This window comes from Sphingomonas sp. T1 (assembly GCF_902506585.1).
Classification (GTDB): Bacteria; Pseudomonadota; Alphaproteobacteria; order Sphingomonadales; family Sphingomonadaceae; genus Sphingomonas; species Sphingomonas aerolata.
In genome coordinates, this window is record NZ_LR733895.1 from 1 (window position 1) to 13,222 (window position 13,222).

Below are 13,222 nucleotides of genomic sequence, written 5' to 3' on the forward strand. Positions count from 1 at the left end.
CGCCTTCGCCGCAGAACTCGAAAAGCAACGGTCGGGTTTAAACCTGACCGTTGCTTCACCCGCGCTCCTGCGCGACAACAACGGTCGGTCTCTGGTCGCAGCTGGATGAAAGGCGGGGGTCACGTCAGAGCTTGCCAGGGTGCTGGCCGCCATCCGTGCTGTTTCTTCGACTCGCTCGGCCGTAACGTTGCTGGTCGTTGTGAAATCGGCGAGGCCGCGCGCGTAGCCGAACTCCACCATTACCTGGTCGAAGAAGGTGAGTGCCGTCGTGCAGGCGGACTGAAACCCGGGGTCGAAGTAGCTCATATGCGACATGGCGATGTCGACCGCGAACATGGCCCGAATGGGATTGATCCCGAGCACCTCGACAAACTTGTCGATTACCGGGGGAGTGAGCGGCGTCGTGCCGGCTTTGAGCTTGTTGGTGAGGCTCAAGCTCTTCCCGAGCCGTTTCGCCATCTGGGCATTCGTGAACCGCTGCCGGCGCCATTCCTCCACGAACAGCAAACGGTAGCGGTTCATCCGCTCTTGGTTCTGCCCTTCGGTTTGCTCCAGGTCCCGCATCACATCACCCCCCGGGGTACGGAAAGTACTATACCGCGGTATAGCGGGGGGCTGTCAACTCTCTTTTAACGTTTGGGTTGCACCCGATGTAGATACGATCCCAGGGAAGACGCAAAGCAAGCCGATTGTCATCGTAAGCCGGGTCGTGGCAGGCTCGCCTAGCGCGGCGCCGGCGTGGACTCGGGCCGCTTGAAAACACTCCTTCTGGGCGAGTTGCACCCGCAGTGTCACCCGTATCTCCCCCGCCTCATCGAACTCGCGTGCCTTGCAAATAATCTCGTGAGGATTGGTCGCGGACAGGAAATCCTCCAACCCTTTCATGGTGGTAGCAGAAATGGAGTCGAATCGCTCCACCGCGATCGCATGGGCACGCATGGCGTCTGCCGCCAGGCGGAAGAGGCGTGGGCCAACCCTGAAGCTGTAAATCACCTGTGACATTCTCAAGGCACTTTATGCCTCCTTCGCGGTCGGTTCCAGCGGGAGCCGGAGCCTTCGCCAAAATGTCATCGTTCGATGAATCGAGCTGGACGGCTTCGAAGATGAGCCGATCGGCTTTCGGTCCGATAGAGTAGTGTAAGCCGATTACACACCGTGTAACGAGGTTACACCTTTATGTATCGAGGTTACACTAAGATGTAAGCCAGTTACACGATAGTGTGTAATCTTTTGAGCAAGTACAAATAACGCTTGCAGCACACTTTGGTTTCGATCTTCTTAACAGCGGCGAGGCAACCCGCTTCGTCTTGTTAGGGGAAAGAGCATGCACGCACTTTCGATGGAGAAGGACCGTGTCAACGGTATCCTTCTCGGCCTGGCCATCATCGCCGTCGTGATGATGCTGGGGGCATCGGCCGCCTACGCGGGCGCCGATACCACGTTCAATACCGCGCTGACCAAGTTCACCGACTTCCTCCAGGGGTCGGGCGGCAAGATCATCACCGTGATGAGCCTCGCCGGCGGCATTGTGGCGCTCGCTTCGGGCCGCTTCAGCCTGGGCCAGGTCGCAGTTCCCGTCGCGGTCGGCGTCGGCGCCGGCACCGGCGTTCCGATCGTCACCTCGACCGTCACCGCGACGATCTGAGGCAAGGACTAACCGCTGGGAGGGCGGTGTTCGCTTATGGACCGGTATTCCATTCCCTCGCATCTCGACGATCCGGAGCTCATTGGGTTCTGGACGCTGGACGAGTTCCTCGCGATGTCGATCCCCTTCATCTGGGGGATCCTCACGCAGCACGTCGTGATCGGGTTGATGGCTGCGGGATTCGGCTGGTGGGGTTTTCGCAAACTCAAAGCTGGTAAGGCCTCATCGTGGATTCTCCACATGGCCTATTGGCACCTGCCATCGAGTTTCACGGGTCTCAAGGCGATGCCGCCCTCTCACCTTCGCGTGATGGTGGGCTGAGATGGATTACAGTGTCGGGCTCGCGCAGTCGCAGCGGGTCATCAAGCAGCGCAATGCGCTCGGGATCGCTGCGCTGACCCTTGCCGGGCTCGTCGTGATTCTGTTCCTGGTAGGGGCGACCCGTGACCGGGAGATCGTCCTCCAGCCGATCGCAAGGACACCTCTGACGCTCTCGTCGAGCGGGGTTTCCGAAGATTATCTTGAGCTGGTCACGCGCGACACCGCGCTGATGACCCTCAACCGCAGTCCTGAGAACCTCGACTACTGGATGAAGTCGATCCTCGCGATTGCGACGCCGCAGTCGCACGGCGCGCTGAAGCGCGACCTGATGAAGATCGTCACGGAGCAGAGCGGCTCCAGCATCAGCCAGTATTTCACAATCGCGAGCATGAAGGTGGACCCGAAGGCGCTTACGTCCGAGGTCTCCGGCACGCTCCATACCGTCGTCGGCTCCAAGGCGGTCACCGGCGAGCCGAAAACCTTTCGCTTTTATTGGGCGTACAGCGGCCTGTCCCTGCAGCTGAAAGGCTTCGGGATGGTGACCAAGGACAACGCTGACGGCGCCTCGACCGGAGGCGACGCATGACGCCCATCTTCGCTTATGGACTGATGGCAAGTGGCGCCGCGGTCGCTTCTCGTTGGTGCCACGTCTCGCGCGGCCTTGGCGCGGCCATGATCGTCGCGGGGGCCATCGCCTTGTCCTCACCCGCGTGGGCCGACGAACGCGTCCTGGCCCGCGACAACAGCGAGGTCAGCTGCACCGTCTCGAAAAGCGGCCTGACGCGGGTCAGCCTCAAGGACGACCGCTTCGCCAGCGTGTCCAAGCTCACGACCGGGGTCGAGAGCGACGACTTCACTGTCGTCAACGAGCCCACACGCGGTGACATATACCTGTCGGTTCCCGAGGGCTTCTCGCGCCAGCGCGTGTCATTCTTCGGCACGACCGCGAAGGGATATGTCTACAAGTTCGCCTGTCGGTTGGGAGGAGACGACGCCCAGCAGGTCTTTGTCGAGAACAAGGACATCGTCGGGGATAATGCCCCGCAGGTGGCGCAGGCCGCCTCTCCGCAGGAGGCGTCAGCCTCGCTGGTTCAGGCGATGTACCAATCGGCGTCTCTCGATGGTTTCGACATTCTCCCGAGCCAGACGGACGCGGTTATGGTCGGGACCCTCAAGGTGCAGATGATCTCCGAGTACCGCGGCGCGGCGCTCGCCGGCCGGGTGCTCAAGATCGAGAACAAGGGCCGCCAGCCCGTGGCCCTTGGTGAGGGCACCATCGCCCCGTCGAACGCGATCGCGGTCAGCGTCGCCAATCCTCAACTCAAGCCGGGAGAGGCGACGACGGCCTACATTGTCACGCCTGCCGGCCTCGCGAACGGAGCCCGGCCATGAGCCTTGCAGACATGTTCAAGCGCAAGCCGAAGCAGCTCGACGCCGAGCCCGAGGAGGGCGACGGTTCCGACATGATGGCCGGCAACGAGGCGGTCCGGAAGAAGCAGCTCCTGTATATGTCGGGGGCCGCGGCGGCCGCTCTGGTTCTCGGCTCCTGGTACATCATGGACGACGACAAGCCGACCACGGTTGCCGATGCGAACGGCAGAGAAACCAAGATCGCCACCGACGACATCGTCAACAAGAACATGAGCCAGCGGGAGTGGCAGGCTGCTTCCGAAGCGCAGATGCAATCGATGAACAACCAGCTGAAGTCAGTCGATGGCCAGGCCGCGCAGATGCATGCTCTGCAGGAACAGGTCGCAGCGCTCCAAGGCCAGAACACGTCGATGGCGTCCGACGGCCAGCGGGTCATGGGCGCGTACCAGCAGGAGAACGATCAGCTGCGCCAGCAGCTCTCGCAAGCGCGCAGCGCGCCCGCGGCTCCTCCGGTTCCGGCGCCCATGTACGGCCCGATGGGGCCGCAGAACTATCGCGGCCCTGCCGCGCCTATGACGCCAGGCGAGGCCGCAGCCGCAGCGGTTTCGTCCTCCCGCCAGATCAAGCTGGTGTCGTTCGAAGGTGGCCCGGCGGGCACCGCCACGCGGATCTCGGGCGGGACCACGAGCTACACCGACAGCCCGAACTACCTGCCCCCGAACTCGATCGCGACGGCCAAGGTGATCGTCGGCGTGGATGCCTCGGCCGGTGTGCAGTCTCAGTCTGATCCGCTGCCCGTGGTGCTTCGCATCACCGGCCCCGCCCGGTCCGTATACCGTGACGGGAAGCTGCTCACGACCCGCATCCAGGGCTGCCTAGTCAACGGCGCCGCTCGCGGCGATCTCAGCAGCGAGAAGGTCTACGTCAAGCTGCAACGCATGACCTGCCCGCAAGCCAACGGCCGGTATGCGGTGTCCGATGTGAAAGGGTTCATCTCTTTCGCCGGCAAGACGGGCGTTCGCGGCCGCGTGGTCAGCCGCGAGGGCGGTCTCGTCGGGCAAGCCTTCCTCGCCGGCGTCGCCGGTGGGTTCGGTCGCGGCTTCTCGGCGAACACGGATGCAATCCTCAACGGGAGCAACGTGACCGTGAACGGCAAACGGCAGCAGCTGGGGATCGGCGAGCTCGCGCAAGGCGGCTTCGGCAACGGCGTCGCACAGTCGGCCGACATGGTCAGCAAGTACCTGATCGAGCGCGCCGAGCAGTACCAGCCCGTCATCGAAATGCCGACCGGCATCAACGTCGAGATCGTCTTCCTCGAGGGCGTCTTCATCCAGAACTGACCCGGTCGTGCCGGGATCGAGAGGCGTAATGGACATGGCACACAGCACAATCCTGACGGCACTCGGCGGCATCATGATGCTGACCGGCAGCGCGCAGGCACCTACATCCGCGCAAGTCGAGACAGCGCTCAAGGATCGCCTTCCCAAGACCAAGGTCAGCTCGGTCGACTGCTCGAAGGTCGATGGCCTTTGCGAGGTCGTTGCGGGTGAGAACCTCTTCTACGTCGACCGCACGGCCCGCTTCCTTGTCATCGGTCGCGTGTACGACATGCAGACAAGGCAAGACCTGACGGCTGCACGCCTCCTGGCACTCAACCCGGATATGCTGGTGGGCAGCGCGGCGAAGGCGAATGCCTCGGCCGAAGCGCCCGAGTCCCCAGCGGCGGGTGCTGGAACCCGCGTAACACAGCCTGCCGTCGCCCAGCATCTCGACGTCTCCCGGCTTTCCGACAAGGGCGCCATCGTTTGGGGCAAGGGACCGCAGCGGGTCACCGTCTTCTCGGATTTTCACTGCGGCTATTGCCGTGCCCTCAGTCAGACGCTGGAATCGATGAACGTGACGGTGATCGAGCGGCCGATCTCGGTCCTCGGCAGCCGCGAGATCGCCGACCAGGTGCTGTGCGCCCGCGACCGTCACGCTGCGGTGCGCGCCGCCTATGCGCAGGATCCGATCCGGCCCGGCCCGAAGTGCAACACCAGCGGGTTGGACGAGAACGAGGCTTTCGCCCGTGCCCATGGTCTCAATGGGACGCCGGTGATCGTGCGCTCCGACGGAGCCGTGCTGGAAGGTTTCAAGCCGAAACCCCTGCTTGAGCAATGGCTGAAGGGAGCCAAATCATGAGGAATGGAGTGATCCGGCTCCCGGCATGCCCGGTTGCCGACTATCGTCCGCGTCGGAAGCGGCTGGCCACGGTTCTCGCAACCGCAAGCCTCTGCGTTCTGTCGAGCTGCACGACATTCGGCACGAACATCAAGGGCAGCTTCGCTTGCGGCGCGCCCGAGGGCGGCAGCTGCGCCCCCGCCACTGTGATCGACGACAAGGCATTGGCGGAGATTACCGGCGACAGCAGCTATCAGCCTGCGGGGCCTTACACGGCGCCGGCACAGCGGGCGACACCGCAGCGTGTCGCCTACACCGCCGGAGCGCCGGCCGAGGTCTCGCCGCAGAAGGTCCTTCGGATCGTGTTCCCCGCCCATGTGGATGCGGTTGGCCGGTATCACGAGACCAGTGTCGTCCAGACCGTCGTCGACAACGGACAGTGGATGGCAGCGACCAACGGGCATGGTCCGGGGCTTGCCGCCTCGAGCACGCTGAACGTCAGCCCGGAGATCCTTTCGCAGCTCGGCGCGCCCATAGCGGCCGAGCCGCGTGAGGTCTCGGCCGCGGAGCCGATCGCGGTGCCGACACCGGCTCCCTCGGCTCCGACTGTTGCGTCGGTTGCAGCTGCCCGGGCCAAGGCGCGTGCGCCGAAATCGGACTCAGCTGCGCCATCGCCGGCCGCCACGGCTGCGCCGTCTCGCGTCGGTAGCAGGAAAGACCCCGGCGCGCCCCGGCTCGCGTCGACGGCTCCCGCCAACCGTCCCGCATCCTTCAACCCGACGATCGAGGACTGAAACGATGGCGTCCAAGTCCGGCTTCATGTCGCGCCTGCTCGGAGACACGCGCGGCCCCGACAAAGGGACGCCCTCGCACGGTGCCCCGATGCTTTCGCAGTGGCTCCCCTATCGGAGCTTCGACCGTAAGACGGACATCTTCTACCAAACGGACTCGATCGCCTTTGCGCTCGAAGTGGCGCCGCTGATTGGCGCGGATGAGCGGACGGGCGAGATCCTCGCGCAGCTCCTGTCCGAGAACATCCCGGCCGGGGCGCGGGTCCAGATCCTTGCCTTCCAGAGCCCGCGGGTGGGCTCCATCATCGCGCGCTATGCCCTGCCCCGCTTCGCGGCCGGTGGAGTTCATCGCAAGATCGCCGAGCACCGCTCCGCGTTTCTTCGGTCCGGCGCGTGGTTCAGCATGTCGAAGGACGGCCCCTTCCACGTCCGCAATCACCGGGTGTTCGTCTCCGTGTCGATCGCCAACGGCAAGGCGACGCCGGCCGAACTGGTCGCGGTCCGCGACAGCGTCGTTTCGACGCTCCAGTCGATCAACGTCGCCTCGACCCGGCTCGGTCCCGTCGAGCTGATCAGCTTGATCGACGACATCACGGCTCCGGCCTTCGACGTCACCGACCACGCGACCGAGTATTCCGAGTTCGATCCGATCGCCGACCAGTGCGTTCGCCGCGACGTCCAGACCGTAGTCCAGGCCGATCGCATGCTGGTTTCGGTCGAGCCGCTGCGCGCGGTCACCAACCTCTCCGGCGAGACGCACTACGAAGAGATCCGGCCGGACACGTTCGACTACCGTTTCTTCTCGGTCCGCAACTTTCCGAACCGCTGGGCGCCCTGGGACGTCCAGAAGGTGATCGGTGACATGTTCTCCGACAAGCTTCGCCCGGGCTGCCCGACGCTCACGTCGCTCTGCTTGTGCTACCAGGACGAGCAAGCGGCCGCCTCCAAGGCCGGCTACAAGTTCATGCGGACGTCGAGTCTGGCGGACAGCAAGTCGGCCCGCCTCCTTCCGCAGCTGAAGGACCAGAGCCGCGAGTGGGAGCATGTGAGTCAGGAGCTCCGGCTCGGCAAGAAGCTGGTCCAGGCCTACTATGCGGTCGGCATCATCAGCCCGAAGGGTTCGGGCGACGCCAACGAGCGCACGCTCAAGTCGATGTACAAGGCCGCGGGCTGGGACCTGCTCGACGAGCGCTTCCTGCAGATCATGGCATTCATGTCGTGCATGCCGATGACGCTGGCGAACGGGCTCGATTCCGACCTGAAGCGCATGAAGCGGCTCCGGTCGATGCTCACCAGCACGGCCGCGAATATGCTGCCGGTCCAGGGCGAATACCTCGGCGGAACGCAGCCGCACCTGATGTTCGTCGGACGTCGCGGCCAGCCCTTCTTCTGGTCCCCGTTCGAAAACAAGGCCGGCAACCACAACGTGGCGGTGTTCGGCAAGTCGGGATCGGGCAAGTCGGTCGCCCTGCAGGAGCTGTGTGCCGCGTTCGCGGGCGTCGGTGCCAAGATCATCGTGATCGACGACGGCCGGTCGTTCGAGCACATGGCCAAGAGCCTGGGCGGCAACTTCGTGGAGTTCCGGCTCCGCGACGGCTTCAGCCTCAACCCATTCTCGATGATCGACGAGACGCTGGTCGAGCAGGACGAGGACTACCTGGTCGACGCGCTCGCGATGCTCAAGTCGATCATCGGGCAGATGGGCCGTCACGTCGACAAGCTGAACGACACCGAGCGCGGCCTGATCGACAGCGCCGTGAACCGTGTCTGGGAGGCCAAGGGTCGCAACGGTGCCGTCGACGACATCATTGCAGCGCTCAAGGCTGACGGGACCCCCCAGGGTTCGGATCTTGCGATCGCGATGTTTCCGTTCTCGGGCGGCGGCACCTACGGCCGGTTCTTCCAAGGCGCGGCATCGGTGGACATGTCGAACGCGCTCACGGTTTTCGAGCTCTCCGACCTGTCGAGCCGCGAGGAGCTCCGGTCGGTGGTGCTGACCGCGATCATGTTCCTGTCATCGCAGACGATGCGCCGCATGGATCGCCAGATCCCCAAGGCGCTCCTGATCGACGAAGCGTGGCAGATGCTGCGCGGCGGCTCCATGGCGGATTTCGTCGAGACCTACAGCCGCACCTGCCGCAAGTACGGCGCATCATTGATCACTGCCACGCAGAGCCTCAACGACTATTACAAGTCGGAGGGGAGCCTCGCGGCGCTGGAGAACAGCGACTGGTCGGTCATCCTGATGCAGAAGCCCGACACGATTTCGGACTTCCAGAAGCACGGCCGCTTCGACATGGATCCGTACACTGAGAGCCTGCTCCGCTCGTTGAAGCGGAACGGCGCCGAATATTCGGACATCATGATCAAGGGTCCGGACAGCCAGGCGGTTGGCCGTCTTGTCCTCGATAAATACTCGGCGACGCTCTACTCCTCGAGCCCGCAAACCTTCGCGGCGATCGAGCACCTGATTGAGCAAGGCCTCTCGATGGACGAGGCCATCGAGCGGGTCGCCTTCCCCGAGCAGTATGTGGAGGCCGCGGAATGAGCGCCACGCATCATCTCGCGCCCGAGATCGAATGGACCGCCGCGCCCCGCACCCGCGGGTGGCGACCGGATCTCGGACAAGCCGTCGCCGATACCAGCTATGTCGCGCTCCGGCTGTCCGGCTGGCTTTTGGGCACCGGGCTGGCGAGCCTCGGCGTGTTTGCCCTGTTCTTCCTGATGCTCGGCAACTTCACGCCGCTCGGCTTCTTCTCCCACATCGGCAATCTCGGGACCCGGTTCGTGGCGGCCGACGAGGCGCGACGGGCAGCCTTCATGGGTCAGGTCCACGTTGTCCAGGCCGTGATCTTCGGCCTCACGGCGCTCGCCCGCGGACGCCTCCTTCTGACCATCCTTGATCTCACGAAAGGCCGTCGTCATGGCTGATGTTCTCGAACACGCTGCTCCCGTCGCGGACGCGATCCCTTCGCCAGCCGCTCCGGCGTCAGCCACACCCCTGCCCCGTCCCCGCGCCTCTGCGCCGCAGCCGGCAGCCACCAAGGCCCGTCAGGGCCTTCCCCCGATCACCTGGGCGCTCACCGCGCTGGCGGTCGTCATGCTCCTCTGGGCGGCGTGGGTGACCAAGCACATCGCCTCCGCGCCTCCACAGCTGCCGATGGCCAGCGTTCGCCTCGAGGCTCTGGTAACGGAATACGTTCAGGCGCAGAGCCACAGCAACGGGACGCCGGACGCCGTGACCCAGCAGACCGCCCGGTTCATGTCAGCGATCGAGGATGAGCTGAAGCGCGTCGGTGCGAGTGGGACGACAGTCCTCGTCGGCGAGGCGGTGCTTTCGAAGAACGTCCCGGACATCACCGACCAAGTTCGCAAGGCCGTTTACGCCAAGGTTCCGCTTCCCACAGCCGCGCCGGCCCCCGCGGCGGGACCGCAGCTGGGCGCGGCCGCCCCGGCTCCGATCCTTCCCCAGCAGGGGATCGGCGCCGCGGCGGTCACTGCGCCTTCTCCCTTCGCGGGTGCGCCTGTCGGCACCGCATTCCCCGGAGCGGCCTCGCCGATCGCCGGAGGCGGCAATGGCCTCCCGAATTGACGCGCGCCGGCAAGGCGATCTGTTCGCTCCGCGCGCGTCCGTACCGACCGGTCCGGTCGAGACTGTCGGTCGCAAGCGGCTGAGGCAATGGGGCGCGGTCGCCCTGCTGGCGGTCGTCATGGCGAGCTACAACGGGATCAGCGGCTGGCGCGAGACGCACGCGTTCATGATCAACGCGAGCGAGAGCCTGCCCAACTGGGCGTTCTTCGTGGAGAAGGGGAAGGCTGCGTCGCGCGGCGAATACGTCTTCTTCGTGCCCCCGGATAACGAGCTGGTGCGGCGGCACTTCGGCCCTGCGTCGGGCCCGTTCGGCAAGCGCGTGATCGGCATGCCGGGAGACGTCGTCAGCCATGAAGGATCGTGGGTGCTGGTGAACGGCGTCCGGGTCGCGCACATGAAATCCCGCGCGCGCACCGGCGAAGCGCTGACCCCGGGCCCCGTCGGCCGCGTGCCTGACGGCTGCTTCTATGTCGGCACTCCTCATCCGGACGGCTTTGACAGCCGCTATGCGGAGATCGGCTTCGCGTGTCGCAAGCAGCTCCTGGGCACAGGGACGCCCATCCTGTGATCCGGCGCGTCCTGCTCCTCGGCGGCTTGGTCGCCGCCAGCTCGCTCTACCCGTTCGCGCGCGCGGCTCTCGCCAAGGACCACGGCGTGATGGGCCAGACTTGGGGGATTGCGGAGCCCGACCTCCTCTCCACGATCGACGCCAAGCTGAAGGCGATGCAGGCCAATGGCAGCATCGACCGCATGCAAACCGCGCTGGCAGCCAAGGCTGAGGACCGTGTCCGCAACCCGACGCCGGTCATGGGGATCGGCGCGGTGCGCGAGGCGCGCAGCTGGAACTTCGATCCGTCGATCGTGCTCGAGCGCGATATCCGCGATCAGAAGGGTCGGCTCATTGCCCAGTCGGGGCAGCGGGTGAACCCGCTCTCGTTCGTCAGCATGAAGACCGACCTGGTCTTCATCGACGGACGCGACGACGCCCAGGTCGAGTGGGCCATCAAGCGGTGGACCGCCTCGGCCGCCAAGATCATCTTCGTGGCCGGCTCCCCGTTCGAGCGCATGGGAGAGAAGAAGCGCCGTTTCTTCTTCGACCAGCAGGGCAAGCTCACCGGTCATTTCGGCATAGCGCACGTCCCGGCGATCGTCGCGCCAGCCGGACAGGCGCTCAAGGTGAGCGAGATCGAGCTTCCAGGAGGCACGTCGTGAACATTTGGCTCGACTTCCTGAAGACGCCGATGGCCGCTCCCGAGACCCCGGGTTTGCGGATGCTTCGGATGGTGGTGCTGTCGCTCGCCGTCGCGCTCGCGCTGTCGATCGCCCTGCTCAAGCCTATGCGGGCCCTCCTTGGAGCCGGTGCGGGCGGGTCTGTCGCCGGGCTCCTCGTGGCGCTGTTCGTGCTGGTCCCGGTCTACGTCATCCGAAAGAACAGGGCTGACGACTCCTATCTCGACGACCTTATCCGCGACCGGGACGAGTCCGCCTCGGCCGTCGACGCGCCGAAGGTGGCGGGATGATTCGCCGCCTGCTCGCCCTGCTCGGTTTCGTAATCGCGCTGGCGGCGCTGCCGGCGCCCGCCTCGGCGGTGCCATCGAATTGCACGGGCAAATTCGTGAACCCGATTACCGACGTATGCTGGTCGTGCCTGTTCCCCCTGTCGGTGGGCGGCCTTCCGATCTGGCCCGGCAGCCGACCGGACACCAAGAACCCGGCCCTACCCGTCTGCGCCTGCGGCTCGCCCGTTCCGCGGATTGGTATCGCGATCGGCTTTTGGGAGCCGGCGCGGATGGTCGACGTCACCACCAAGCCATGGTGCTTTCCAAACCTCGGCGGTCTGCGGCTCAACCCCGGGCTCGACATCGGCCAAGGCCAGTACACGGGCCCACAGATGCTGGGGGGCCGCACGGCGAACACGGCAAACTGGCAGGCCCACTACTACGTGTATCCGCTGCTCTATTGGATGGAGATCCTGACCGACTTCGCCTGCTTCGAGCAAACCTCGTTCGACATCGCGTACATGACCGAGATCGATCCGCTGTGGAACGACGACGTCCTGACGACGATCATCAACCCAGAGGTCGCGCTGTTCAACAATCCGATCGCCGTGGCGGCGTGCGCCGGCGATTGCGCAGCCGCGACCGCCAAGCTGCCAATAGACGAGATGTTCTGGTGTGATGGCTGCAACGGGTCGATGTTCCCGATGAACGGCAACATCGCGGCGCATAACTCGCCCGTGCAGTCGTCGCGGCTCGCGGCCGAGCGCTTGCTGTTCAAGATGCACCGTCAGGGCCTGGCCTGGGGGACCGCAGGGTCGAAGGCGCTCTGCAACAAGTACATCATGCCGATCCTGAAGAAGTCCCAATACCGCATCCAGATGACCAACCCGACGCCCACGGTGAGCGGCAAGTATGCCTGCTCGTCCATCGGGGCATCCACGCTGCCGCCAGACGCCGGTCGCGCCTACCCCGTGGGGGGCGAGGACTTCGGCTACCTGCTCTGGCGCAAGCGCAACTGTTGCATGCTGTGAGGCCGCCCATGCGCAAGCTACTCTTCTCCGCGATCGGGATCGCCAGTTTCGGTACCGGTTGTGCGGTACTCGCCCAAACTGTCGAGGGATTGAACCTCGACGCGGTGCGCGGCCGATCGGCGACGATGGAAGCCGATGCGCGCGCGCTGTCGGCTGAAGTCGAACGTCGCGGCGACGCCTTCCGGCAGGATGCCGAGACACTCCGGTCGGTTGCGCTGGAGAAGGTTCGTACCATCGACAAGGCGAACCTCCCGAAGGGGCCGGCAGGGGCGGTCGACTTTGACGAGATGATCGACGCCGCGTCGTCGAACATGCGCGACAATCGGGGCACCGCGCCGCAATTCATGGTGTTCGTCTCGACGTCGATGCCCGAGCAGGCGCTGAAGCGGATCATCGCAGAGACCTCCGCCGCGGGTGGGGTCGTCGTCTTCCGCGGCTTCCCCGGCAACTCCGGGAAGGCGTTCATCGCCGCCCTTTCTAAGGTGGTCGAAAAGCAGCAGCAGTTCGCGTCGATCGGCATCGATCCCCGGCTATTCCGGGCGTTCAACGTCACCGCGGTCCCGACCTATGTCGTGTCATCGACCGACTTCACGCCGTGCGACGGCCTGACCTGCCGGTCGGAGCCCCCGCCCTTCGATCGCATGGTCGGCAACGTGACGGTTCGGTACGCGCTGGAGACCTTCGCTCAGGAGAACGGGCCCGGTGCGTTGATGGCACGCACCGCGCTCTCGAACCTCGGCCGGGTGCCCTAACATTGGCTGGGGGGCGGATCCTTGTTGGCGCGATCGCATGCGTTCTTGCAGTGCAAGGCG

At 65.0% G+C, this 13,222-nt stretch carries 17 protein-coding genes; 15 read left to right on the forward strand and 2 right to left on the reverse strand.

Going from position 1 to position 13,222, the window contains the following annotated elements; all coding sequences use genetic code 11:
- Together GV027_RS19250 and GV027_RS19255 are read right to left on the reverse strand one after the other, a co-directional pair.
- A partial coding sequence (locus GV027_RS19250; RefSeq protein ID WP_159513257.1) for a hypothetical protein occupies positions 1 to 564 on the reverse strand: 564 nt, incomplete at its 3' end.
- Between the two features lie 54 nt (positions 565 to 618).
- Complete coding sequence (locus GV027_RS19255; protein ID WP_159513258.1) at positions 619 to 1,002, reverse strand: hypothetical protein; 384 nt, start codon at positions 1,000 to 1,002, stop codon at positions 619 to 621.
- A 322-nt stretch (positions 1,003 to 1,324) separates the two neighbouring features.
- Between GV027_RS19255 and GV027_RS19260 the strand changes: the two genes are divergently transcribed.
- From GV027_RS19260 to trbC, 15 genes are read left to right on the forward strand one after another with little or no spacing between them, the layout of a single operon-like run.
- Positions 1,325 to 1,645, forward strand: a complete 321-nt coding sequence (locus GV027_RS19260; protein ID WP_159513259.1) for a TrbC/VirB2 family protein — start codon at positions 1,325 to 1,327, stop codon at positions 1,643 to 1,645.
- Between the two features lie 36 nt (positions 1,646 to 1,681).
- The gene (gene traL / locus GV027_RS19265; protein WP_159513260.1) at positions 1,682 to 1,966 is read left to right on the forward strand and encodes a type IV conjugative transfer system protein TraL; all 285 of its coding nucleotides are present in this window, start codon (positions 1,682 to 1,684) and stop codon (positions 1,964 to 1,966) included.
- A gap of 1 nt (position 1,967) precedes the next feature.
- Entirely contained in the window at positions 1,968 to 2,552 is a 585-nt protein-coding gene (locus GV027_RS19270) for a type IV conjugative transfer system protein TraE (RefSeq protein ID WP_159513261.1), read from the forward strand.
- Positions 2,549 to 3,358, forward strand: coding sequence for a type-F conjugative transfer system secretin TraK (locus tag GV027_RS19275; RefSeq protein ID WP_159513262.1), 810 nt, complete (start codon positions 2,549 to 2,551; stop codon positions 3,356 to 3,358). Before GV027_RS19270 ends, GV027_RS19275 begins: the two co-directional genes overlap by 4 nt.
- Complete coding sequence (locus tag GV027_RS19280; protein WP_159513263.1) at positions 3,355 to 4,677, forward strand: TrbI/VirB10 family protein; 1,323 nt, start codon at positions 3,355 to 3,357, stop codon at positions 4,675 to 4,677. Before GV027_RS19275 ends, GV027_RS19280 begins: the two co-directional genes overlap by 4 nt.
- A gap of 34 nt (positions 4,678 to 4,711) precedes the next feature.
- Positions 4,712 to 5,518 (forward strand): DsbC family protein, encoded by an 807-nt coding sequence (locus GV027_RS19285; RefSeq protein ID WP_159513264.1) that lies wholly within the window; start codon positions 4,712 to 4,714, stop codon positions 5,516 to 5,518.
- Positions 5,515 to 6,291 (forward strand): TraV family lipoprotein, encoded by a 777-nt coding sequence (locus GV027_RS19290; protein ID WP_159513265.1) that lies wholly within the window; start codon positions 5,515 to 5,517, stop codon positions 6,289 to 6,291. Before GV027_RS19285 ends, GV027_RS19290 begins: the two co-directional genes overlap by 4 nt.
- A 4-nt stretch (positions 6,292 to 6,295) precedes the next feature.
- Complete coding sequence (gene traC / locus GV027_RS19295; protein WP_159513266.1) at positions 6,296 to 8,836, forward strand: type IV secretion system protein TraC; 2,541 nt, start codon at positions 6,296 to 6,298, stop codon at positions 8,834 to 8,836.
- Positions 8,833 to 9,219, forward strand: a complete 387-nt coding sequence (locus GV027_RS19300) for a hypothetical protein (RefSeq protein ID WP_159513267.1) — start codon at positions 8,833 to 8,835, stop codon at positions 9,217 to 9,219. The genes traC and GV027_RS19300 overlap by 4 nt, the downstream gene beginning before the upstream one ends.
- Positions 9,212 to 9,880 (forward strand): TrbI F-type domain-containing protein, encoded by a 669-nt coding sequence (locus GV027_RS19305; RefSeq protein ID WP_159513268.1) that lies wholly within the window; start codon positions 9,212 to 9,214, stop codon positions 9,878 to 9,880. The genes GV027_RS19300 and GV027_RS19305 overlap by 8 nt, the downstream gene beginning before the upstream one ends.
- The gene (locus GV027_RS19310) at positions 9,864 to 10,448 is read left to right on the forward strand and encodes a S26 family signal peptidase (RefSeq protein ID WP_159513269.1); all 585 of its coding nucleotides are present in this window, start codon (positions 9,864 to 9,866) and stop codon (positions 10,446 to 10,448) included. The genes GV027_RS19305 and GV027_RS19310 overlap by 17 nt, the downstream gene beginning before the upstream one ends.
- On the forward strand, positions 10,445 to 11,092 hold the full coding sequence (gene traW / locus GV027_RS19315) for a type-F conjugative transfer system protein TraW (RefSeq protein ID WP_236559402.1): 648 nt from the start codon (positions 10,445 to 10,447) through the stop codon (positions 11,090 to 11,092). Before GV027_RS19310 ends, traW begins: the two co-directional genes overlap by 4 nt.
- Positions 11,089 to 11,400: a hypothetical protein gene (locus GV027_RS19320; RefSeq protein WP_201302718.1), complete on the forward strand. Its 312-nt coding sequence runs from the start codon at positions 11,089 to 11,091 to the stop codon at positions 11,398 to 11,400. The genes traW and GV027_RS19320 overlap by 4 nt, the downstream gene beginning before the upstream one ends.
- Entirely contained in the window at positions 11,397 to 12,410 is a 1,014-nt protein-coding gene (gene traU, locus GV027_RS19325) for a conjugal transfer pilus assembly protein TraU (RefSeq protein ID WP_159513270.1), read from the forward strand. Before GV027_RS19320 ends, traU begins: the two co-directional genes overlap by 4 nt.
- An 8-nt stretch (positions 12,411 to 12,418) precedes the next feature.
- Positions 12,419 to 13,162, forward strand: coding sequence for a type-F conjugative transfer system pilin assembly protein TrbC (trbC, locus tag GV027_RS19330; RefSeq protein ID WP_159513271.1), 744 nt, complete (start codon positions 12,419 to 12,421; stop codon positions 13,160 to 13,162).
- Positions 13,163 to 13,222 lie beyond the last annotated feature (60 nt).

What these genes read in the sequence shown, in the direction of transcription:
- GV027_RS19285 (WP_159513264.1), top strand. Translation starts at nt 4,712, where the DNA reads ATGGCACACAGCACAATCCTGACGGCACTCGGCGGCATCATGATGCTG.
- traU (WP_159513270.1), top strand. Translation starts at nt 11,397, where the DNA reads ATGATTCGCCGCCTGCTCGCCCTGCTCGGTTTCGTAATCGCGCTGGCG.
- GV027_RS19260 (WP_159513259.1), top strand. Translation starts at nt 1,325, where the DNA reads ATGCACGCACTTTCGATGGAGAAGGACCGTGTCAACGGTATCCTTCTC.
- GV027_RS19255 (WP_159513258.1), bottom strand. Translation starts at nt 1,002, where the DNA reads ATGTCACAGGTGATTTACAGCTTCAGGGTTGGCCCACGCCTCTTCCGC.
- GV027_RS19275 (WP_159513262.1), top strand. Translation starts at nt 2,549, where the DNA reads ATGACGCCCATCTTCGCTTATGGACTGATGGCAAGTGGCGCCGCGGTC.
- GV027_RS19280 (WP_159513263.1), top strand. Translation starts at nt 3,355, where the DNA reads ATGAGCCTTGCAGACATGTTCAAGCGCAAGCCGAAGCAGCTCGACGCC.
- GV027_RS19300 (WP_159513267.1), top strand. Translation starts at nt 8,833, where the DNA reads ATGAGCGCCACGCATCATCTCGCGCCCGAGATCGAATGGACCGCCGCG.
- GV027_RS19305 (WP_159513268.1), top strand. Translation starts at nt 9,212, where the DNA reads ATGGCTGATGTTCTCGAACACGCTGCTCCCGTCGCGGACGCGATCCCT.
- traC (WP_159513266.1), top strand. Translation starts at nt 6,296, where the DNA reads ATGGCGTCCAAGTCCGGCTTCATGTCGCGCCTGCTCGGAGACACGCGC.
- GV027_RS19270 (WP_159513261.1), top strand. Translation starts at nt 1,968, where the DNA reads ATGGATTACAGTGTCGGGCTCGCGCAGTCGCAGCGGGTCATCAAGCAG.
- trbC (WP_159513271.1), top strand. Translation starts at nt 12,419, where the DNA reads ATGCGCAAGCTACTCTTCTCCGCGATCGGGATCGCCAGTTTCGGTACC.
- traL (WP_159513260.1), top strand. Translation starts at nt 1,682, where the DNA reads ATGGACCGGTATTCCATTCCCTCGCATCTCGACGATCCGGAGCTCATT.
- GV027_RS19310 (WP_159513269.1), top strand. Translation starts at nt 9,864, where the DNA reads ATGGCCTCCCGAATTGACGCGCGCCGGCAAGGCGATCTGTTCGCTCCG.
- GV027_RS19290 (WP_159513265.1), top strand. Translation starts at nt 5,515, where the DNA reads ATGAGGAATGGAGTGATCCGGCTCCCGGCATGCCCGGTTGCCGACTAT.